The organism is Salinivibrio sp. IB868 (assembly GCF_001995655.1).
Lineage (GTDB): Bacteria > Pseudomonadota > Gammaproteobacteria > Enterobacterales > Vibrionaceae > Salinivibrio > Salinivibrio siamensis.
In genome coordinates, this window is record NZ_MUEW01000006.1 from 38,727 (window position 1) to 60,211 (window position 21,485).

A 21,485-nucleotide genomic window follows, 5' to 3' on the forward strand; every position below is an offset into this window, starting at 1 on the left:
GCCTTTTGTCTACCTAGTTTGACCAATGTTAGGCGTCGTTGTCGACCGCGGCAAGCGTGTCAAGTGGCCAACGTGGCTGCGCTTTCACACCCAGCCCCATATGCTCGCCGTTTTTAAGCCGCTGCATGCCCGCATAGGCGATCATCGCGCCATTATCGGTACAAAACTCAGGGCGAGGATAGAACACATCGCCCCCCCGTTTTTGCGTCAGCGCTTCGAGCTTTTCCCGCAAATGACGGTTGGCACTCACGCCGCCCGCGACCACTAAGCGATTTAGTCCGCACTGGTCTAGCGCACGCTTACACTTGATAGCCAGGGTATCGACCACGGCATCCTGAAATGCATAGGCAATATCAGCACGGGTTTGCGCATCCGTCTCATTGGCGGCAATGGTATTGGCGGCAAAGGTTTTTAACCCTGAGAAGCTAAAGTCTAAACCGGGACGGTCGGTCATCGGGCGTGGAAAGGTAAAACGGCCGTGGGTGCCGTTTTCTGCCAGTTTCGACAGCAAGGGCCCTCCTGGATAGTCAAGGCCCATCAGCTTGGCGGTTTTGTCAAACGCCTCACCGGCAGCGTCGTCAATTGACTCGCCAAGAATGCGATACTGACCAATCCCTTTCACTTCGACCAATTGTGTGTGTCCGCCAGAGACCAACAAGGCAATAAACGGGAACGGCGGCGGGTTGTCTTCTAGCATCGGGGCGAGAAGGTGACCTTCCATATGGTGAACGCCCACCGCGGGGACTTGCCAGGCATAGGCGAGGCTTCGGCCAATGGTGGAGCCAACCAGTAAGGCACCGACCAATCCTGGACCGGCGGTATAGGCAATACCGTCAATCTGGGCGGGGGTGAGGTTGGCTTCTGCCATGGCCGCTTTAATCAGTGGCAAGGTTTTTTTAACATGATCGCGCGAGGCCAGCTCGGGTACCACGCCGCCATAATCGGCATGCAGTTTTACCTGACTGTAAAGTTGGTGTGACAAGAGACCTGCGTGATCGTCGTAGATCGCAATGCCGGTTTCGTCACAAGATGTCTCTATGCCTAAAATGCGCATCATAACCTCAGGTTAACAGCCGATAGATTGTGTATTTAAGATCATTGCCCACATGATATAATGTGACAATCGAAGTGGAGAAGAGAGGGTCAGAACAGACTGACCGTGCGCGCAATCTTACATGGCTTAGAAGTAATTCGCCAGATGCGCTTTACATTCACCCCTTCTTCGGATTAGAATTTCGCACCATTTTTAATCAAGGCTGGCCAATTGTTCGCCAGCAGTAACTGACAACCCCCGAGGTGAAAGGCACATGCCAGTAGTTAAAGTACGTGAAAACGAACCATTTGACGTAGCACTGCGTCGCTTTAAGCGCTCTTGTGAAAAAGCCGGTATTCTTTCTGAAGTTCGCCGTCGTGAGAACTATGAAAAGCCAACTACCGTTCGCAAACGCGCTAAAGCTGCCGCTCAGAAGCGTCACCTGAAGAAGTTGGCACGCGAAAACCAACGCCGCGTACGTCTGTACTAATAAAGACAGATTCAGGAAGGTGCTATGGAATTGCTTGAACGTCTAAAAGACGCCCAGAAAACGGCGATGAAACAAAAAGACAAGGCACGTCTAGGGACGCTTCGCCTTGTTATGGCAGCCATTAAGCAGCAAGAGGTGGATACCCGTCAGTCGCTGAGCGACGACGAGATCCTGGCTGTGCTGACCAAAAATGTTAAGCAGCGCCGTGATTCCGTAGCCCAGTACCAAGCAGCCGGTCGTGATGATCTTGCCGAGACAGAGCTCGCTGAGATTGCGGTGATAGAAGAATTTCTACCCCAACCTCTAAGCGATGACGAGGTCGATGCATTGGTGAAAGCAGCGGTTGAACAATCCGGTGCATCGTCAATGCAAGACATGGGCAAAGTGATGGGGGTATTAAAACCCCAAGTTCAAGGCCGTGCTGATATGGGAAAAGTAAGCCAGCGTGTTAAAGCACACCTAGGCTAGCCTTTTCCCACTCTATAACAAGCCGTGCTTTCCTATTTGGACGGCGCGGCTTGTTTGCTTCTCTCCCTATAAATTTCAGGTTATGGCAGGCAGAATCCCGCGCGCATTCATTGATGACTTGCTTTCACGTCTCGACATCGTTGAGATCATTGATGCACGGGTCAAGCTCAAGAAAAAAGGCAAAAACTACAGTGCCTGTTGCCCTTTCCATAACGAAAAGACGCCTTCATTCAGTGTAAGCCAAGACAAGCAGTTTTATCACTGCTTCGGATGTGGTGTGCACGGCAATGCCATCGACTTTGTGATGGAGTTTGAACGACTCGAATTTCCTGATGCCATCGAAGAGCTCGCCAGCACGTTAGGCTTAGAGGTACCTCGTGAGCAAACAGGAGGCGGTAACACGCGTCCGAGTATGCCCAGTGATGACAAGCGTCAGATCTACGAGATGATGGAAGCCATTGCCCGAACCTACAGTGGGGAGTTACGCACTGATGCAGGGCAAGTGGCCATTGATTACCTCAAACAGCGTGGTCTATCCGGCGAAGTGGTTAAACAGTTTGGTATCGGTTTTGTCCCTGATAAATGGGACACCATTAAGCGCCGCTTTGGTCGCAATCAAGCCGATATTCGCCAGTTGCTTACCGCAGGCATGTTGATTGAGAACGATAACGGCCATAGCTACGACAGATTCCGTGGCCGCGTGATGTTCCCGATCCGTGACCGCCGCGGGCGAGTGATCGGTTTTGGTGGGCGTGTATTAGGCGATGGCACCCCTAAATACCTCAACTCGCCAGAAACGCCGATTTTCCATAAAGGCCGTGAGCTATATGGCTTGTATGAGGTGATGCAACGCTATCGCCATCCAGAGCGTATACTCGTGGTAGAAGGGTACATGGACGTGGTCGCATTGGCGCAATTCGGCGTGGATTATGCGGTCGCCTCCTTGGGCACCTCGACCACGGGAGAACATATTCAAACCCTTTTCCGGCAAACCGGTACTATACTGTGTTGCTACGACGGCGATAGAGCCGGGCGCGATGCCGCTTGGCGGGCGATGGAGCAAGCGTTGCCTTATATTCATGATGGTCGCCAATTAAAATTTATGTTTTTGCCGGATGGTGACGACCCTGACTCCATGATTCGCCAAGAAGGCAAAGAGGGGTTTGAGCAACGTTTAGGTGAGGCACAAAGCTTATCGACCTTTATGTTTAATACGTTGCTCAAGCAGGTGGACACCAGTAGCCAAGAGGGCAAAGCCAAGCTGGCGAATTTGGCGGTGCCGCTGATTGAAAAGGTGCCGGGTGATACCTTACGTCTTTACTTGCGTAATACCCTAGGACAGAAACTGGGTATCATGGATGACCATCAGCTCGATACCCTGATTCGTCGTCAGGGCCAGCCGGTAAAAGTCCATGGTCAGCAGGATATTAAACGCACGCCGATGCGTGAGGTGATTGCGCTATTAGTGCAGTACCCTAAACTCGGCCAAGAAGTGCCGCCGTTACCATCGGCCGACACCATTGATTTACCTGGGTTAGCGTTGTTAAACCCCATCCTTGAGATTTGTCGACAGCGCCCCCATATCACTACCGGTCAGTTGCTTGAGCGCTGGCGGGGAACCAAACAAGAGCCCTTGCTAGCCCGCTTGGCTGGCTGGGATCTACATGTTGACGATGAAAATGCGTCAGAACTTTTTTGCGATTCACTGGATAAAATACTCGCCCAGTGTGTCGAACAACAAATAGCCAAGTTGCAAGCGAAGTCAAATACCGTCGGCTTATCAGTCGAAGAGAAGCGGGAACTGATGCTACTGATACAGAGCCAGTCCGTTTAGAAAGTAGCCAGCAAAGGTGACATTTGTTAAAATTGGCGGTTTGCGTTTCCGCATACTAAATTCTTCACTCAGACCCGAAGTTGGATATCGTCTATGGATCAAAATCCGCAGTCACAGCTAAAGTTGCTTGTCGCAAAAGGCAAGGAGCAAGGCTATCTGACCTATGCCGAAGTTAATGACCACCTCCCGGAAGACATTGTCGATTCCGACCAAATAGAAGACATCATTCAGATGATTAACGACATGGGCATTCAAGTGGTGGAAGCCGCCCCTGATGCCGATGAGCTAATGATGTCAGAAACCGTGGCCGACGAAGACGCAGCCGAAGCAGCGGCGGCAGCACTTTCTAGCGTGGAGAGTGAAATCGGTCGCACCACGGATCCTGTTCGCATGTATATGCGAGAAATGGGCACGGTTGAGCTGTTGACCCGTGAGGGTGAGATCGATATCGCCAAGCGTATCGAAGACGGCATCAACCAGGTGCAGTGTTCGGTGGCAGAATATCCGGCCTCGATTGCCTCACTGCTCGATCAGTTCGATAAAGTGGAAGCAGAAGAGCTTCGCTTAACCGACATTATTTCTGGTTTTATCGATCCAGACCAGGATGACGTCGCACCTACGGCGACCCATATCGGCTCCGAGCTCAGCGAAAAAGAGCTTGATGACGAAGATGATGAAGACGAAGACAAAGACGATACCGACGAAGACGATGAGAGTGATGAAGATGTTGGTATCGATCCTGAACTGGCGCGTGAGAAGTTCAGCGAGCTTCGTAGCACCTATGCGGCGATGGAAACGGCGATCCAACAGTACGGCCGTTATGATGAGCGTACGAAAGAGTCGATCGATGCGCTGTCTGAAACGTTTAAGCAGTTCCGTCTGATCCCCAAACAGTTTGATCGTCTGGTTAATGACATGCGTCAAACCATGGACAAGGTGCGCACCCAAGAGCGTTTGGTGATGCGTCTTTGTGTCGATCAGGCCAAAATGCCGAAGAAAACCTTCGTTCAATTGTTTGCGGGCAATGAGTCATCGGATGCATGGATTGACGAAGCACTGAACTCTGGCAAGCCTTACGCAGAGCGTGTGGCGCGTTACGAAGAAGATCTTCGCCGCTGTGTGCAGAAGCTGAAGATCATCGAGGAAGAGACGGGCTTGTCGGTCGAGCGGATCAAAGACATCAGCCGTCGTATGTCTATCGGTGAAGCGAAAGCACGCCGTGCGAAAAAAGAAATGGTTGAGGCCAACCTACGTCTGGTTATTTCGATTGCTAAGAAATATACCAACCGTGGCCTGCAGTTCTTGGACCTTATCCAGGAAGGTAACATTGGCTTGATGAAAGCGGTCGATAAGTTTGAATATCGCCGTGGCTATAAGTTCTCAACTTATGCGACCTGGTGGATCCGTCAGGCAATCACGCGTTCGATTGCGGACCAAGCGCGAACCATCCGTATTCCGGTACACATGATTGAGACTATCAACAAGCTCAACCGTATTTCGCGTCAGATGCTTCAGGAAATGGGGCGTGAGCCGCTGCCTGAAGAGCTGGCTGAGCGGATGTTGATGCCGGAAGATAAAATTCGCAAGGTATTGAAGATCGCCAAAGAGCCGATCTCGATGGAAACCCCAATCGGTGATGATGAAGATTCACACCTGGGTGACTTTATCGAGGACACGACGTTGGAGCTACCGATGGATTCGGCAACGTCGAACAACCTCAAAATGGCAACCAATGACGTGCTAGCTGGCCTGACACCGCGTGAAGCGAAAGTACTGCGTATGCGCTTTGGTATTGAAATGAATACCGACCATACGCTGGAAGAAGTGGGTAAGCAGTTTGATGTGACCCGTGAACGTATTCGCCAGATTGAGGCGAAAGCGCTACGTAAGTTACGTCATCCAAGCCGCTCTGAGACATTGCGTAGCTTCTTGGACGAGTAATAGCTCGGTTTCAAGCGACCTGATGAGAAAGGCGAGCCAGATGGCTCGCCTTTTTTTATCCTAACGAGGCTAGGTAATAGAGGCTAGGTAATAAATAAGGTGGCCAGCCCCAAAAACGCGAGCAGGCCAACCACATCGGTGACGGTGGTCAGGGCCATCCCACCGGCCAATGCCGGATCGATATTGTACTTTTTCAGTAACGTGGGGATCGCCACCCCAGCAATACCCGCGACAAACAAGTTGACCATCATCGCGCCTGAAATGATCAACCCCAGCTCAAGACTGCCTTTCCATAATACCACCACACCGCCAATGATCAGCGACCAGACAAGGCCGTTAATCATGCCAACGGTGGCTTCTTTGGCCAGCAGCCAGCGGGTATTGGAGTCGCCAATATGGCCAACTGCCAGGCCGCGAATCACCAAGGCGACGGTCTGGTTGCCAGCCACGCCGCCCATGGAAGGAACAATGGTCATCAATACCGCGATGGCTGCCATTTTATCCAAGGTGCCTTCAAACATGTTGGAGACCGATGCCGCGGTTAAGGCCGCCAATACATTGATCCCCAGCCAGATGCTACGACGACGCGCACTTTTAAACGCGGGGGCAAAGGTGTCTTCTTCGTCATCAAGGCCTGCCATGCTCATCATCGAGTGTTCAGCGTCTTCACGAATAATGTCCACCACATCATCAATGGTGATTCGACCGACCAAGTGGTTGTGCTCATCCACCACGGGGGCTGAGACCCAATTACGGCGTTCAAACAGGCTGGCGACATCACCGTCGTCCATGGTGACACTGATCGCCTCATCCGGTGCATCCATGATGTCAGCGATATCGGTATCCGGTTGGTTAACCAACAGGGCACTGATCGGCAAATTACCAATTAAGCGGCCGTTTGGGTCGATCACATACAGGGTATCTGTGGTGTCGGGTAACTCACCGCGCATCCGCAAATAGCGTAATACCACATCCACGGTCACATCATCACGAATGGTGATGACGTCAGTATTCATGATCCCGCCCGCGGACTCCTCGGGGTAGGAGAGGGCTTGCTGTACGCGCGTCCGGTCTTGGGCATCCATTTCCGCCAGCACGTCTTGGGAAACGTCTTGCGGTAGGCTACGGAGCAAGTAAGCGACATCATCGGTTTCCATCCCTTCCGTCGCTGCCGCGAGCTGATCAGGGGCCATGCGAACCATGATGCCGTCTTTCACATCTTCTGAGAGCTCATCAAGGATCTCACCTTGATCTTCCGGGTCGGTGAGCTGCCAAAGTACCAGACGTCCTTTCGGCGGAGAGGCCTCTAAAAGGTGAGCAGTGTCTTCTGGCTCCATGTCCTCGAGCATACGGCGTACGCGCACAAACATGCCTTGCTCAAGCAATTGAGTGACTTCTTGGAGCCGTTGGTGGGTTAGGTTACTTTGTTCTTGTTCTAATGTGTCTGCCATCGGCCACTCCCCCAAATGCAATGACTAAAATTCTAACCTAATCAGGGGAGTCTGTCGCATGACAAATCGGTGATAGAGGGGATTTAGCGCCATTCACCGCGCTGGTCAGCGCAGTGGTTGAGGAGGCGGGACCGTTAGCTGTCTTCGTCGAAGCCCGCCTCAAATAATGCTTTCACCGCATCAAGCGCTGTTGTTGCCTGCGGGCCGCTGGCCGATACCGTAATGGTTTCGCCTTGCGCTGATTCCAGCATCAGCATGGCCATTACACTGTCAGCAGTGGCGGATTTATCTGTGCTTTGCAGCACCACATCGGCATCATACTCTTGCACCAGTTCAACCAGCTTGATGGCGGCGCGTGCATGCAAGCCTAAACGGTTACGAATACATACTTGAGTCGATACCGAGGTCACTGTTTTTGCTCCAAGGTACGGTGACGCGTTTGCACTTGCTCGCCCAGCTCCTGAAAATAATCCGACAAGTATTGCGCGACATACACCGAGCGGTGTTTGCCCCCGGTACAGCCAATCGCCACGGTCACATAGCTACGGTTATTGTTTTTAAGTGCAGGTAGCCACGACTCGAGGAAACCTTTTATTTGCGCCACTAACATGGCCACGTCAGGTTGGGCGGCGAGAAACATACGCACAGGCTTCTCGAGCCCAGTATGAGGGCGAAGCGCGGGCTCCCAGTGTGGATTGGGGAGAAAACGGACATCAAAGACATAATCGGCATCGGCGGGCAAACCATGCTTAAAGCCAAAGGATTCAAACACCATCACCAAATCGCTGCTGGTGCGACCCAGTACCAGTGAACGTACGGACTCACTCAAGTCGTGAATCGACAAGCCCGTGGTGTTAATTACCCGATCCGCGTGCTCTTTAATTGGCGCCATTTGCTGCTTTTCAGCTTGGATGGCCTGCTCTAATGAGAGGTTGTGTCGAGAAAGGGGATGCAGACGACGGGTTTCACTGAAGCGTTTAATCAGATCTTTATCGTCGGCGTCTAAATAGTACACAGTGACATCGCAGATTTCGCGCAGTGCAGCCAAGGTGTCGGCAACCGGCTCTTTGGCGTTGGGGAGATTGCGAATATCGAGACTGACGGCAATTTTTGCGTCCGCATCGTCTTGCGAGACAACAAAGTCACGCAGTAAGTTGACGGGCAGGTTATCCACGCAGTAATAACCAAGATCCTCCAGTACCCGCAATGCCACTGACTTTCCTGAGCCGGAACGGCCACTGACAATTTTTAGCATCATAGTTCGCTCCCGTCAGCGTTGCCCATTATTGGGTAATGATATTGTACAGCTCTTGGTCTGAATTGGCATTGCGCAGCTGACGACACAGCTTTTTGTCATTCAACTTCTCGGCAATCGCAGACAGGGTTTGCAGGTGTACCTTGCACTGTTCATCGGGCACTAGCAGCGCAAACAGCAGATCGACAGGCCGTTTGTCCACCGCATCAAACTCTATGGGCTCGGCGCATTGTAGCAGCACGCCTACGGCATGTTGGCTGTCGAGCGTGCGGCCATGGGGAATGGCAATGCCCGCCCCAATGCCGGTCGTCCCCAGCTTTTCGCGGCTTAGCATGCATTCAAACAAGGTTTGTGCGTTGGTGCCCAGCTTGTCCGCAGCAACCTGGCTGATGATTTCCAGGGCGCGTTTCTTGCTAGAGCAGTGGACGGCACTGCGGGTGCAGTCCACTGACAGTACTTCTTTCAGTTCCATAGCTTAGTGCTGTTTGAGCTTTTCTTTGTGTTTACTCAGTTGCTTGACCAGCTTATCGGTCAGCCCATCGATGGCCGCATACATATCATGCGATTGTGCTTTTGCATGGATCTCCCCGTTGTTCACGTGGAGCGTTGCTTCTGCAATCTGGTCGAGCTTTTGGACATTCAGTACAACATGGACATTATTAATGTGCTCGAAAAAGCGCTCGAGTTTAGCAAACTTGGTCTCCACATACTCGCGTAGTGGTGGCGTGACGTCGACAGACTGTCCGGTCAGATTGATTTGCATACACACTTTCCTTCTGTTGAGGCGCCTATAGCAGACGCTTACGCTGGTTTGACGGCGCAATACCCAGTGACTCTCGGTACTTAGCAATGGTCCGTCGTGCAACTTTAATGCCTTGCTCGGCCAGCAATGTGGCAATCTTACTGTCGCTAAGCGGCTTATTAGCCGGCTCGTCAGCGACCAATTTTTTGATCAGTGCGCGAATTGCTGTGGATGAGCACTCGCCGCCATTGTCGGTACTGACGTGACTAGAGAAAAAGTACTTCAGCTCGAAAATACCGCGCGGCGTATGCATGAACTTTTGTGTCGTGACACGGGAAATGGTTGACTCATGCATATCGACATCCAAGGCGATGTCGTTAAGCACCATCGGCTTCATGGCCTCTTCCCCGTACTCAAAGAAGTCGTGTTGATGTTCGACAATACAGCGTGCCACCTTCAGCAAGGTGTCATTACGGCTTTCCAGGCTTTTGATCAGCCACTTGGCTTCTTGTAGGTGTGAGCGAATAAACTGGCTATCAGAGGGGCTACAACCATTACGACCATAGGCAGCGTATTGCTCGTTCACTTTCAGTTTGGGCACGCTATCTGGGTTGATTTGGACCACCCACTGCCCTTGATGCTTAAACACGGAGACATCAGGCACCACATATTCGGCCTCGTTGGTCACAATCAAGTTACCTGGGCGTGGCTCGAGGCTATGAATCAATTGCATCACTGACTTAAGCTCAGGCTCTTTTAGCCGGGTTTCACGCATCAACTGGCGATAATCACGGTTGGCGAGTAAGTCCATGTGTTCAGTGAGCACTTTACGAGCCTCGTTGAGCCAAGGGGTATCGGCGTCGTAGGTTGCCAGTTGCAGCATCAAACACTCTTGCAGTGAGCGAGACGCCACACCCAGCGGATCAAAATGTTGCACGCGTTTGAGCACCGCTTCGACTTCGTCAAGCTCAATCTCTTCGCTTCCTAAGCTGTCGAGGATCTCTTCGGTGCTGACCGACAAGTAACCTTGATCGTCCACCGCATCAATGATCGCCATGGCGATCACCTGATCGTTTTCCGAAAAGGGCGTCAGTTCGAGCTGCCATTTTAAATAGTCGTAGAGCGTTTGGGTGGTTTCCCCTTGGTAAACGGGTTGGTCGTCGTATCCGCTGGCCCCTGCGCCTGTGTTGCCGGTACCGGCAGAGTAGAGATGATCCCAAGTCGTATCGACCGGGAGATCGTCCGGCATTTCGTTCTTTTCAAACGCGTCCGAGGTTTCCATGGTGTCCGCGCTGGCGGTTGCTGTTTCTTGCTCAGCGGTATCTTGATCATGGGATTGCTCGTGCTGACTGGCCTCCTGATCTTGGCCTTCGTCATGTTCCAACAGCGGGTTGGTTTCCAACGCTTCTTGGATCTCCTGTTGCAAGTCCAGCGTCGACAATTGCAGCAGACGGATAGCCTGCTGCAATTGCGGTGTCATTGCGAGCTGTTGTCCAAGCTTAAGCTGAAGCGTGGGTTTCATAGAGGCGGTACACCTTTCCTTATTTCAACGACCGAAGAGGTTAAAAACGCTTGCTCTGGCTAACAGGGCAAGCGCTCTTTATTAACTATAGCCTTGATTGGCAGTTTGTAGCGTGAGCCAGTCCACTATATTTTATCCGAACACGCTCACCGAGTTGGCGTAATCAGGTGCATTAGAGTTTGAACTGATCACCCAAATAGACCCGTTTGACATGCTCATCATTAAGCACTTCATCAGGGGTACCGTGTGCAATCAAGTGTCCTTGGCTGACAATGTAAGCATGTTCACAGACACTGAGTGTTTCGCGCACATTGTGGTCGGTAATCAGCACGCCTAAGCCACGATCACGTAAGTGCTCGATGATTTTCTTAATATCGATCACCGATATCGGGTCGACCCCTGCAAACGGCTCATCCAGCAAAATAAATTTTGGGTTGGCGGCCAATGCACGCGCGATCTCTACCCGACGGCGCTCACCACCGGATAAGGCCATCCCTAGGCTGTCACGGATATGCTGAATATTAAACTCATCCAACAGATCTTCTGCCTTGTCTTGGCGCTCTTCTTTGCTTAACGACTTACGGGTTTGTAACACCGCCATTAGGTTATCGTAGACGCTCAGCTTGCGAAATATCGAGGCCTCTTGCGGTAAGTAGCCAATCCCCAGGCGTGAGCGGTTATGCATCGGCTGAATGCTAATGTCTTTGTCATCGATATAGATGGCCCCTTCGTCACGAGCGACCAAGCCGACAATCATGTAAAACGACGTGGTTTTACCTGCACCGTTAGGGCCTAAAAGACCAACAATTTCACCGGATTTCACTTCCAAGCTGACATCGGCGACCACCTTTCGCCCTTTATAACTTTTGGCCAAATTGGCTGCTGTGAGTGTTGCCATGTCGCCTCTTATTGCTCGTCTGACGTGGATGCATCCTGAGAGGATGACGATTTGGTGCTCGGCTGCAAAATCGTGGTGACGCGTTTGGTACTATCACTTTCTGCTACAAGTTGTTGCTTGTCGATTTCATAGGTGATCACGTTACCTTCCACCTGATTGCCACTTTGCTCAAGCATCGCATTGGTCGACATTTTAAGAAATTCATTGCCCACTTCGTAGCGCAGTTTGTTGGCTTCGCCATGAATCTCTTTGCCATCGTCCATGGTTTGCTCAAACGTGGCCGGCTTACCATAGGCTTCGATGGTTTCATCACCCTCTTGGCCTTGGGGGCGAATCACGATCAGTTTATCGGCCAGGATTTTAATGCTGCCTTGGGTCAGCACCACGTTTTGGGTAAAGGTCACCGTGTTTGTGGCCATATCTAGGTGCTGGCTTTCTGACTCTATATAAATAGGTTGCTCAGTATCACTGCTTAGTGCCAGTGAGTAATGCGACAGCAGCAACATGGCACCTGCCAGCGCTTTAACGAGGGGTCGTTTCATATCGGCCTCTAACATCGTCTAACAATTCCATCTGGTGGTTACCGAAATTTCCTTTCACCCGTTTTCCCTTGGTTTGAAAACGGGTGCCGGTGATCGTCGTCGGACTCTCGGACCAAAAATCTCGCGTGGTGAGATTCAAGGTCACCGAATCGGTGGCTACCGAGTTAATTTGTGCATTCGGTAGTAGGTTAAAAATGCGTACGTTACCTGTCATGGTCAGCAGGTGTTCGTCGGACAAAACCGCGTAGTTAGCGCTCACACGCCACTCTTCCTCTTTGCCTTCCTTATAGGTCCAAAGCACGGGCTCATTGAAATGGGTCTCGTCAATTTTGGCGTAATGTTCAAGGTGTTTGGCTTGCACAGTGTAACTGCGCACGCCATCCGCATTGTATTGGACGGTTTCAATCGCTTCGCCAGTAAACAGAGGTTTCTCGGCATCAGGTGTCACCTGTTGTACCCGTTGCCAACCATGCTGAACCAATAAATAGTAACCGCTCACTGCGCAAAGCACGATCAGTATAAGCAGGCCCAGCCGCCGGATCATAAACTCAAGCCCTTGTGTTGGTCGAGTTCGCCACGCGCCTCTAACATCAAATCGCACACTTCACGCACCGCGCCAAAGCCACCACCTGTTTGGGTGACAAAGTGCGCGCGACGCTTCAGGAGTGGGTGACCATCGGCCACACAGCAGGCAAGCCCGACTTTCTCCATCACCGGCCAATCAATTAAGTCATCGCCAATGTAGGCCGTGTGTGCGGGTAAAACATCAACATGGCGGCACAAGTCTTGATACGCGGTAAGTTTGTCACTTTGTCCTTGATAAACATGTTGGACACCGAGGGCTTGCATTCGGTTCGCGACAATCTGCGATTGGCGGCCTGTGATCACCGCGACCTCGATGCCGGCATTCATGATCGACTTGATGCCATACCCATCACGGGTATGAAATGCTTTGAGCTCTTCACCCTGATTGCCCATGTATACGCGGCCATCGGAGAAGACGCCGTCAATATCGCAAATCAGCAGTTTTATCGCCGCCGCACGTTGAAAAACGTCGGCAGCCACAGGGCCATAGAGGGTGTCAATCACAGTGGAGGCCATTAGATAACTCCGGCTTTTAAAAGGTCATGCATGTTAAGGGCGCCGAGCAGCTGGCCGTTTTTAGCAACCAGCAGTCCGTTAATTTTACGCTCTTCCATGAGTTTGAGTCCTTCTGCCGCGAGCAGTTCCGGTTCAATGGTCACCGGGTTTGTCGACATCACTGAGCCAATGGTGGTGGTATGCAGGTCAATGCGCATATCCAGCAAGCGGCGCAAATCGCCATCGGTAAACACGCCCGTCAGTTGCCCGTGGCTATCAACAATCGCGGTCATGCCTAGGCCTTTTTCTGACACCTCTAAAAGCGCATCACGGACGGTGGCGGAGTCCTCAACCACGGGTAAGCGCTCGTCTTGGTGCATTAAATCACTGATACGTAATAATAGCTTACGCCCCAGTGCGCCGCCGGGGTGGGAGAGGGCAARGTCGTTCGCGGTAAAGCCTCTGGCTTGCATCAACGCCATCGCGAGGGCATCGCCCATCACTAAGGTGGCGGTGGTGCTGGAGGTGGGGGCCAAGGCCAATGGGCAGGCTTCTTGCGGGACATGAATATTGAGATTCACTTTCGCGAGCTGACCCATGCTGGAATTAGGGTTGCCGGTCATACAGACCAAGGGGATCCCGAGGCGTTTAATCACGGGCAGCAAGGTTAAGATTTCACCGGCTTCCCCTGAGTTGGAAATGGCCAGTACCACATCACCTTGGTTTATCATTCCCAGATCGCCGTGGCTGGCTTCCCCTGGATGGACAAAAAACGCGGGCGTCCCCGTGCTGGCCAATGTCGCGGCGATTTTTTTACCAATATGGCCGGATTTACCCATGCCCATCACCACCACTTTCCCCGTGGCATGTAAGATGAGTTGGCAAGCGGCCGCGAAGTGGTCATCGATCGCCGTTTTTAGCTGCGCAATCGCGTCTTGCTCAATGTTGAGCACATCAAGCCCTGCGCGGCGAAAATCAAAACTGTAATCACTCATACTCGTGTCCGTTTAGGCTGCTGCGTTAACAAACAGGTAGCCTTGATAGCCGATATAACAAAGGAGAAAAACAGCGCCTTCAATGCGGTTGATGCTACGTGATTTACCGAGCGCAAAAATCAGCAACATGATGGAAAGCACCAACATAATATAATAATCGCGGCTCATGGCATACTCACTGATCGCTGAGGGGTTGAGTAATCCTGGGATCCCCATCACTGCGAGAATATTGAACACGTTTGAGCCGATAATATTGCCGACGGCCAAATCATCTTCCCCTTTCATTACCCCTGCTATCGACGCGGCGAGCTCAGGCAAGCTGGTGCCAATGGCGATGATGGTCAAGCCGATCACCAAATCGCTCATGCCAAAGTACTGCGCGATGGTCACCGCCGAGTCAACCACTTGATCGGAAGAGACCAGCAGCAATGGCAAACCAATGATGATCCACAGCACCGCTTTCAGGTTACTGACATCATTAGGAATATCCGATTGTTGGTCGGCCAGTATTGGATCGGTGCCACCCGAGTCTTTGCCGATTTTTAGCATCATTAGGATGAAAATCACAAACAGGGTGAACAGCCCCACGCCTTCAAAAAAGCCCAGGTGGTTGTTCCAAAGCAGCACCCCAGCCAATACGGTGACCCCTAGCATCAGAGGCAGCTCGCGACGAATAATAGTCGAGCCAATAGAAAGGGGCTTAATCAGTGCGGTGAAACCGAGGATCAGCGCAATATTAGCGATGTTGGAGCCCAACACATTACCCACGGCGGTGTCGGTTTTATCCGCTAAGGCGGCGTTGGCCGAGACCATCATCTCTGGGGCAGAGGAGCCCATGGCCAAAATAGTCATCCCGATCACCAGCGGAGAGACCCCGTAGTTTTTCGCGATTGCTGCCGCACCGAACACTAATCGGTCGGCACTCCACACTAGCACGATGAGTCCAACAATGAGTATGGCAACCGCTATGACCATGACACCTATCCTTTGCGTTTTTTGATTGGGTACAAATGAGGTGCAATTCTGACGGCTAACGGGGTAAATGTGAAGCGAAAAGCCCGTGCTTTAGCGATGAAATCGGTGATTTCATTCATCAACATGAGGGTTGTCGCCGTGAAACGGTCGCCATGAAATGGTCGCCATGAAACAGTCATCGTGAAACAGTCGCTATGAATGGCAGCGTTACATTAGTCGGACGTAAGCTGACCTATGTCTGACAAGAAAAGCGAAGATAAGCTGCTATTATCAGGGATAAGTCACGTCCTGTGGGCGCTGAGGTGCGGCGTGGCTTGTGTTAGAGTGGGTGACGCCTTATTATCAGCCACTTAATTTTGTTCCTTTCTAACCATGAGATGCGGCCATGGCAGCACAGAGCCTGATAGATATCAGTGGGATGACCTTCTCACGGGGCAATCGATGCATTTTTGACAATATTGATTTGCAAGTGCCACGTGGCCAAGTAACCGCGATCATGGGGCCATCAGGGATAGGCAAAACCACCTTGCTGCGTTTGATTGCCGGTCAGCTTAAACCCGATGCGGGCGAGATTGTGTTTGATGGCCACGCTATTCCTTCCCTAGGACGACGCAAGTTGTTTGAAGTCCGTCAGCGTATGAGCATGCTGTTCCAATCAGGGGCGTTATTCACCGATATGTCGGTGTTTGATAATGTCGCTTTCCCGCTGCGCGAACATACCGACTTGGACGAGTCGCTTATTCACACCATCGTGATGCTCAAGCTAGAAGCGGTGGGCTTACGTGGCGCGCAAGGATTAATGCCCAGTGATTTATCGGGCGGGATGGCACGTCGTGCGGCTCTCGCACGCTCGATTGCGCTTGACCCTGAATTGATTTTGTTTGATGAGCCCTTTGTCGGCCAAGATCCGATCACCATGGGGGTGCTGGTGACCTTGATTCGTCAGCTTAACCAAGCACTGGGATTGACCTGTGTGGTGGTTTCGCACGATGTGCCAGAGGTCATGAGTATTGCCGATCAGGTATATTTGCTCGCCGATAGCCGCATTATTGCCAGTGGTTCGCCCCAATCGCTGCGTGACAATCCTGACCCATGGGTAAAACAGTTTTTAGAAGGGCATGCTGATGGGCCGGTACCTTTTCGCTATCCCGCTGGCGAGTTAACCCAGGAGATTTTCCGGTGATCAGAACACACATAGAAGACGTGGGCCGCCGGGCCATGCGCGTGGCCGAATCCATGGGCCGCGCAACCTTTGTGATGACAGGCGCACTGATTGGCCGTCCGCAACCGAGCAAAACCTTCCCGCTATTGGTCAAGCAGCTCTATTCGGTAGGCGTTCGCTCACTGGCGATCATCATGGTCTCTGGCCTGTTTATTGGTATGGTGCTGAGCTTGCAAGGGTATCTGGTGTTGTCAGACTTTGGCGCGGAAACCAGCCTTGGACAAATGGTGGCCTTGTCGCTGCTACGTGAGCTTGGCCCTGTGGTGACTGCCTTGCTATTTGCTGGCCGAGCTGGGTCAGCACTGACCGCAGAAATTGGCTTAATGAAAGCCACCGAGCAGTTATCAAGCCTAGAGATGATGGCGGTTGACCCGCTACGCCGAGTGATAGCACCGCGCTTTTGGGCGGGTGTGATTGCCATGCCACTGCTGGCAGTGATTTTTATGCTGGTGGGCATTTGGGGCGGCGAGCTGGTCGGCGTCGACTGGAAAGGCATTGACCACGGCAGTTTCTGGTCGGTGATGCAAGCGTCGGTCGATCTGGGCTATGACGTGGGCAACGCACTGATAAAAAGTGTGGTGTTTGCGGTGGCTGTGACCTGGATTGCGCTTTTTAACGGCTATGATGCCACGCCGACATCGGAAGGGATCAGCCGCGCCACCACGCGTACTGTGGTACATTCATCGTTGGCCGTGCTCGGCCTAGACTTTGTCCTTACTGCACTCATGTTTGGGAATTAATCATGCAACAGAGTCGTAAAACAGAATTTTGGGTAGGTTGTTTTGTCATTGCTGGCATTGCAGCGTTATTGGTCTTGGCGTTTCAAGTGGCCGATGTCCAGCGTTGGGGACGGGCGGATACTTACACGCTAACCGCTGAGTTCGACAATATTGGTGGCTTAAAAGTGCGCTCACCGGTCAAAGTGGGTGGCGTGACCGTTGGCCAAGTGACCGACATTGCGTTGGACGCCGAGACTTATGTCCCCCAAGTCACCCTGCAAATCAATGCTGACGCCGGACGTTTTCCGGAATCAAGCTCGGCATCGATTTATACCGCAGGTTTATTGGGTGAACAGTACATTGGTATCACCCCAGGCTTCGTGGATGAAGCGCTGGGTATTGGCTATTTAGACGCCGGCGACAAGATTCAGGACACCAAATCGGCACTGGTACTCGAAGATTTGATTGGTCAGTTCCTCTATAGCGTTGGTGACAAGGAGTAAACAGCATGAAAAAGACATGGATCGCACTGAGCAGCGCCGTTTGCCTGCTGGTTTCAAGCCTTGGCACTGTGGCACAGGCGAGCGAGCCGGTTGATCAATCCAACCCTTATCAGCTCATCGAGCAAGTGGCGGACAACACCTTTACCCGCCTGCGTAAAGACCGCACCTTATTCCGCGCTGATCCTGACTTGCTGCGTGATGTGGTCAAAGATGAGTTACTGCCTTACATTCATACTCGGTATGCCGCATCACTGGTGTTGGGCGCGCAGTACTATCGCAAAGCCACGCCCGCGCAGCGTGACGCCTTTACCGAGGCATTCACGGAATACATGATTGCCTCTTACGCGCAGATCTTGCTTGAGTACGATGACCAAGATGTCGAGGTACAAAAAGATCAGCCGATTGCCCCTGACGATAAGATTGTCAAAGTGCGGGTCGATATTACCGATCCGTCACGGCCACCGATTCGCCTCGACTTTAGCTTACGTAAAAATACTCGGACAGGAAATTGGCAAGCCTATGACGTCACCGCCGAGGGCGTGAGTATGATCCAGTCTAAGCAGTCGGAATGGAAAGCACCGCTACGTCGCGATGGTATTGATTCGGTCATCGAGCAATTAAAAACCTTGGCTGAACGTCCCATCCGTCGCGAAGACAAACAAAAGCAGGACGCCTCATGAGCGTGAGCTTCACCGCCGGCGACGGGCAACAGTATCACTTGTCAGGGCGGCTAGATCGTGACACAGTGCCTGACTTTTGGCGCCAGCGTGACCAGTGGCTCCCCACTGACACTGCCTTGAGCCTGGATTTAAGCGCGCTATCACGTGTAGATTCCGCCGGCATGGCGATGTTGCTACACCTGGATAAGCAACTGCGTGAGAAAGGGCAACAGGTGCGTTATCAAGGGGTGCCAGAGCAACTTAAGTTGCTCTTATCGCTGAGCAATGTAGAGACATTTTTGGACGATGCTGAGCATCAAAAAGGGGTTTAAACGTGGAAGCAAGCGAAGTTAAAGCCATTTTAGAGGCAGCTTTGTCAGTGGACGAGCTGCACGTGAAAGGCGATGGCAGCCACTTTGAAGTGATTGCCGTAGCAGAGATGTTTGACGGGATGTCACGTGTGAAAAAGCAACAAACGATTTATGCACCGCTGATGGCGCATATTGCACGCAATGATATCCATGCCGTCAGTATTAAAGCGATGACCCCAGCTGAATGGGCGCGCGATAAAAAGCTGATGCAGTTGTAAGAGGGTCTGATGCAAAAGTTTCGAGTGACGGGCAATGGCCCGCTAAAAGGTGATGTGGCCATTTCCGGCGCGAAAAATGCCGCCCTCCCGATTTTATTTGCTTCACTACTGGCCGAAGAGCCGGTCGAAGTGGCGAATGTCCCTAAGCTGCGTGACATTGATACCACTATGGCACTGTTATCTCGCTTAGGTGCCAAGGTTAATCGCAACGGCTCTGTGCATGTCGATGCCAGTGACATTACTGAGCTGTGTGCCCCTTATGATTTGGTCAAAACCATGCGCGCGTCTATTTGGGCGTTAGGGCCCTTAGTGGCGCGTTTTGGTAAAGGCGAAGTGTCATTGCCTGGTGGCTGTGCCATCGGTGCCCGCCCGGTCGACTTGCACATCAATGGTCTAGAGCAACTCGGTGCCACCATCACCTTGGATGAGGGCTATGTGCGCGCGACCGTGGATGGCCGCTTGCAAGGGGCGCATATTGTGATGGACAAAGTCAGCGTTGGCGCGACGGTCACCATCATGAGCGCAGCCACCTTGGCTGACGGTACCACAGTGATCGAAAATGCCGCCCGTGAGCCAGAGATTGTTGATACCGCGAAGTTCCTCAATATGCTGGGCGCGAAGGTGTCAGGTGCAGGCACTGACCGGATTGAAATTGAAGGGGTGGAGCGCCTCGGCGGCGGCAAGCACTCAGTCGTGGCCGATCGGATTGAAACCGGCACCTTCTTGGTCGCCGCGGCCGTGTCTGGCGGGCATATTACTTGTCGCCATACTTCGCCGGAGTTGCTCGAAGCGGTATTGCACAAGCTCGAAGAGGCGGGGGCTAAAGTGGTGACCGGTGATGACTTCATTGAGCTCGACATGACCGATCGCGAGCTAAAAGCGGTCAATGTGCGCACGGCGCCACACCCGGGTTTTCCGACCGATATGCAAGCCCAATTTAGCTTGCTCAACTTGGTGGCAAAAGGCACGGGCATTATCACCGAAACCATCTTTGAAAATCGCTTTATGCACGTGCCTGAACTGCAGCGCATGGGCGCACATGCAGAAATTGAGGGCAACACAGTGATCTGTGGTGATACCGACAGCTTAAGCGGGGCACAGGTGATGGCCACCGACTTACGCGCCTCAGCAAGCCTCGTGATTGCTGGCTGCATTGCCAAAGGTGAGACCATTGTCGATCGGATTTATCATATCGATAGAGGCTATGAGCGTATCGAGGATAAACTCCAAGCCTTGGGAGCCAAAATAGAGCGGATTGACGCGGAGTAACCTGCCACTCACTCGACACAAAAACGCCAGCATCTTGCTGGCGTTTTTTATGGCGTGACGCGATAAGCGTCGAGAACGATTGTATTAGCGGCGCTGCCTTTCATCGCCCACTTTGACCGGCAGTGTCAGGGTCTCACCATCACGAATAAGGGTCACATCTAGCGTTGAGCCTGGGCGAGTATCGGTGACCATATCCATGGCACTGCGCGCCCCGCGTACGGACTGACCATCAATCTTAATGATTAAATCTTGCGGTTGGATCCCCGCTTTATCCGCCGGTCCCCCTTGGTCAACACCAGACACCATGACGCCTCGTTGCTGCTCGGCATCCAGCAATCGCGCCATCACTGGGTTGACATCGCGACCATCAATCCCGATATAGCCTCGGATCACTCGGCCATCGGCAATCAGTTTATTCATGATCTTCTCGGTCAAGCCGTAGGGGATAGCAAAGGAGATGCCGTAGGTTTCCAAATCGGTGGCTTGCTGGAACGAGGCGGTATTAATCCCCACTAACTCGCCGCGACTGTTGACCAAGGCGCCGCCGGAGTTGCCCCGGTTAATTGCGGCATCGGTTTGTAAAAAGTCTTGGCGGCCATAAAAGCTCATCCCGGTACGCCCAGTCGCGGAAATAATGCCATAAGTGGTGGTTTGGCCGAGGTTATAGGGGTTGCCAATCGCGAGCACCGTATCGCCCACCGCAGGCTGATAACGCTCGTTGACCGGGATCACGGGTAAGTTATCGGCTTGTACCTTGATCACCGCTAAGTCGGTGCGTTGATCTTTGCCCACCATTTGGGCGGTGAAAATACGGCCATCTTGCAAAGCCACAATCACCTGATCGGCCTCGGCGACCACGTGGTAGTTAGTAACAATATAGCCTTTGGCGCTCATGATCACCCCAGAGCCTAACCCCTGAGTGTTGAGGGCTAATCGTTCGTTGCCGGTGTAGTTGCGGGTGTAAATATTGACCACCGCCGGCGATGCGCGCTTAACCGCGTAATTAAACGACACCAGCTCCACGGGATCGTCCTCGATGCTGTCTGCAATTGAAAAGCCTGATAGCAGACCCGAGCGTAAGTCCGGCACCGCCACCAACAATAAGGCAGCCGTCACCAAGCCAATAATCACAGAGCGAATCAATAACGCCAGCATAAATAATGCCATCCTCAAGCAACTTAACGCGGAGCTAGAGAATAGCATTGTCAGCGAGGGTTGGGGAAATCATCACCGCGCTCTGGGCAAAAAAATGCCTGCCGAGGAGGCAGGCATCAATCGGTGTGCGCCAGGCGCGCGTG

The 21,485-nt window shown here is 52.4% G+C and carries 24 protein-coding genes and 1 pseudogene; 11 read left to right on the forward strand and 14 right to left on the reverse strand.

The window, feature by feature from the left end; translation table 11 throughout:
- Positions 1-28: 28 nt before the first annotated feature.
- Complete coding sequence (tsaD, locus tag BZG20_RS08015; RefSeq protein ID WP_046073900.1) at positions 29-1,054, reverse strand: tRNA (adenosine(37)-N6)-threonylcarbamoyltransferase complex transferase subunit TsaD; 1,026 nt, start codon at positions 1,052-1,054, stop codon at positions 29-31.
- Between the two features lie 253 nt (positions 1,055-1,307).
- Here tsaD and rpsU point away from each other — a divergent pair, with 253 nt between their 5' ends.
- From rpsU to rpoD, 4 genes and pseudogenes are all read left to right on the forward strand, one after another.
- Entirely contained in the window at positions 1,308-1,523 is a 216-nt protein-coding gene (gene rpsU / locus BZG20_RS08020) for a 30S ribosomal protein S21 (protein WP_046073901.1), read from the forward strand.
- Positions 1,524-1,547: 24 nt separating this feature from the next.
- Positions 1,548-1,991 (forward strand): GatB/YqeY domain-containing protein, encoded by a 444-nt coding sequence (locus BZG20_RS08025; protein ID WP_077578659.1) that lies wholly within the window; start codon positions 1,548-1,550, stop codon positions 1,989-1,991.
- An 82-nt stretch (positions 1,992-2,073) separates the two neighbouring features.
- Complete coding sequence (dnaG, locus tag BZG20_RS08030; RefSeq protein ID WP_077578660.1) at positions 2,074-3,825, forward strand: DNA primase; 1,752 nt, start codon at positions 2,074-2,076, stop codon at positions 3,823-3,825.
- Positions 3,826-3,888: 63 nt separating this feature from the next.
- Positions 3,889-5,766: pseudogene (gene rpoD, locus BZG20_RS08035) on the forward strand (RNA polymerase sigma factor RpoD); the annotation flags it as partial.
- A gap of 83 nt (positions 5,767-5,849) precedes the next feature.
- On the opposite strand, the gene mgtE reads toward rpoD, so the two are convergent.
- From mgtE to BZG20_RS08095, 12 genes are all read right to left on the reverse strand, one after another.
- Positions 5,850-7,217, reverse strand: a complete 1,368-nt coding sequence (gene mgtE, locus BZG20_RS08040; protein WP_046073905.1) for a magnesium transporter — start codon at positions 7,215-7,217, stop codon at positions 5,850-5,852.
- Positions 7,218-7,351: 134 nt separating this feature from the next.
- On the reverse strand, positions 7,352-7,627 hold the full coding sequence (locus BZG20_RS08045) for an HPr family phosphocarrier protein (RefSeq protein WP_046073906.1): 276 nt from the start codon (positions 7,625-7,627) through the stop codon (positions 7,352-7,354).
- The gene (rapZ, locus tag BZG20_RS08050; RefSeq protein WP_046073907.1) at positions 7,624-8,475 is read right to left on the reverse strand and encodes an RNase adapter RapZ; all 852 of its coding nucleotides are present in this window, start codon (positions 8,473-8,475) and stop codon (positions 7,624-7,626) included. Before rapZ ends, BZG20_RS08045 begins: the two co-directional genes overlap by 4 nt.
- Before the next feature lie 25 nt (positions 8,476-8,500).
- The gene (ptsN, locus tag BZG20_RS08055; RefSeq protein WP_046073908.1) at positions 8,501-8,944 is read right to left on the reverse strand and encodes a PTS IIA-like nitrogen regulatory protein PtsN; all 444 of its coding nucleotides are present in this window, start codon (positions 8,942-8,944) and stop codon (positions 8,501-8,503) included.
- A gap of 3 nt (positions 8,945-8,947) precedes the next feature.
- Positions 8,948-9,235: a ribosome hibernation promoting factor gene (gene hpf, locus BZG20_RS08060; RefSeq protein WP_046073909.1), complete on the reverse strand. Its 288-nt coding sequence runs from the start codon at positions 9,233-9,235 to the stop codon at positions 8,948-8,950.
- A 25-nt stretch (positions 9,236-9,260) separates the two neighbouring features.
- Positions 9,261-10,736 (reverse strand): RNA polymerase factor sigma-54, encoded by a 1,476-nt coding sequence (locus BZG20_RS08065; RefSeq protein ID WP_077578662.1) that lies wholly within the window; start codon positions 10,734-10,736, stop codon positions 9,261-9,263.
- 172 nt (positions 10,737-10,908) lie between these two features.
- The gene (gene lptB, locus BZG20_RS08070; RefSeq protein WP_046073911.1) at positions 10,909-11,634 is read right to left on the reverse strand and encodes an LPS export ABC transporter ATP-binding protein; all 726 of its coding nucleotides are present in this window, start codon (positions 11,632-11,634) and stop codon (positions 10,909-10,911) included.
- Between the two features lie 8 nt (positions 11,635-11,642).
- On the reverse strand, positions 11,643-12,176 hold the full coding sequence (gene lptA, locus BZG20_RS08075) for a lipopolysaccharide transport periplasmic protein LptA (RefSeq protein WP_077578764.1): 534 nt from the start codon (positions 12,174-12,176) through the stop codon (positions 11,643-11,645).
- Positions 12,157-12,720: an LPS export ABC transporter periplasmic protein LptC gene (gene lptC / locus BZG20_RS08080; protein ID WP_077578663.1), complete on the reverse strand. Its 564-nt coding sequence runs from the start codon at positions 12,718-12,720 to the stop codon at positions 12,157-12,159. The genes lptA and lptC overlap by 20 nt, the downstream gene beginning before the upstream one ends.
- Complete coding sequence (kdsC, locus tag BZG20_RS08085; protein WP_077578664.1) at positions 12,717-13,277, reverse strand: 3-deoxy-manno-octulosonate-8-phosphatase KdsC; 561 nt, start codon at positions 13,275-13,277, stop codon at positions 12,717-12,719. The genes lptC and kdsC overlap by 4 nt, the downstream gene beginning before the upstream one ends.
- Positions 13,277-14,251 carry a KpsF/GutQ family sugar-phosphate isomerase gene (locus tag BZG20_RS08090; RefSeq protein WP_077578665.1) on the reverse strand — a complete coding sequence of 325 codons (975 nt, stop codon included), beginning with the start codon at positions 14,249-14,251 and terminating at the stop codon, positions 13,277-13,279. Before BZG20_RS08090 ends, kdsC begins: the two co-directional genes overlap by 1 nt.
- Positions 14,252-14,263: 12 nt before the next feature.
- The gene (locus BZG20_RS08095) at positions 14,264-15,226 is read right to left on the reverse strand and encodes a calcium/sodium antiporter (RefSeq protein ID WP_046073915.1); all 963 of its coding nucleotides are present in this window, start codon (positions 15,224-15,226) and stop codon (positions 14,264-14,266) included.
- A gap of 385 nt (positions 15,227-15,611) precedes the next feature.
- Here BZG20_RS08095 and mlaF point away from each other — a divergent pair, with 385 nt between their 5' ends.
- From mlaF to murA, 7 genes are read left to right on the forward strand one after another with little or no spacing between them, the layout of a single operon-like run.
- On the forward strand, positions 15,612-16,409 hold the full coding sequence (gene mlaF, locus BZG20_RS08100) for a phospholipid ABC transporter ATP-binding protein MlaF (protein WP_046073916.1): 798 nt from the start codon (positions 15,612-15,614) through the stop codon (positions 16,407-16,409).
- A complete protein-coding gene (gene mlaE / locus BZG20_RS08105) occupies positions 16,406-17,188 on the forward strand; it encodes a lipid asymmetry maintenance ABC transporter permease subunit MlaE (RefSeq protein ID WP_046073917.1) in 783 nt (260 codons plus the stop codon). The genes mlaF and mlaE overlap by 4 nt, the downstream gene beginning before the upstream one ends.
- A 2-nt stretch (positions 17,189-17,190) precedes the next feature.
- The gene (mlaD, locus tag BZG20_RS08110; RefSeq protein WP_046073918.1) at positions 17,191-17,670 is read left to right on the forward strand and encodes an outer membrane lipid asymmetry maintenance protein MlaD; all 480 of its coding nucleotides are present in this window, start codon (positions 17,191-17,193) and stop codon (positions 17,668-17,670) included.
- Between the two features lie 5 nt (positions 17,671-17,675).
- A complete protein-coding gene (gene mlaC, locus BZG20_RS08115; RefSeq protein WP_046073919.1) occupies positions 17,676-18,350 on the forward strand; it encodes a phospholipid-binding protein MlaC in 675 nt (224 codons plus the stop codon).
- The gene (locus BZG20_RS08120) at positions 18,347-18,661 is read left to right on the forward strand and encodes an STAS domain-containing protein (protein ID WP_046073920.1); all 315 of its coding nucleotides are present in this window, start codon (positions 18,347-18,349) and stop codon (positions 18,659-18,661) included. The genes mlaC and BZG20_RS08120 overlap by 4 nt, the downstream gene beginning before the upstream one ends.
- Positions 18,662-18,663: 2 nt before the next feature.
- On the forward strand, positions 18,664-18,918 hold the full coding sequence (gene ibaG / locus BZG20_RS08125) for a BolA family iron metabolism protein IbaG (RefSeq protein WP_077578666.1): 255 nt from the start codon (positions 18,664-18,666) through the stop codon (positions 18,916-18,918).
- A 9-nt stretch (positions 18,919-18,927) separates the two neighbouring features.
- A complete protein-coding gene (gene murA / locus BZG20_RS08130) occupies positions 18,928-20,187 on the forward strand; it encodes a UDP-N-acetylglucosamine 1-carboxyvinyltransferase (protein ID WP_077578667.1) in 1,260 nt (419 codons plus the stop codon).
- Positions 20,188-20,271: 84 nt separating this feature from the next.
- On the opposite strand, the gene degS is transcribed toward murA, so the two are convergent.
- Complete coding sequence (gene degS / locus BZG20_RS08135; protein WP_077578668.1) at positions 20,272-21,342, reverse strand: outer membrane-stress sensor serine endopeptidase DegS; 1,071 nt, start codon at positions 21,340-21,342, stop codon at positions 20,272-20,274.
- Positions 21,343-21,485: the final 143 nt, after the last annotated feature.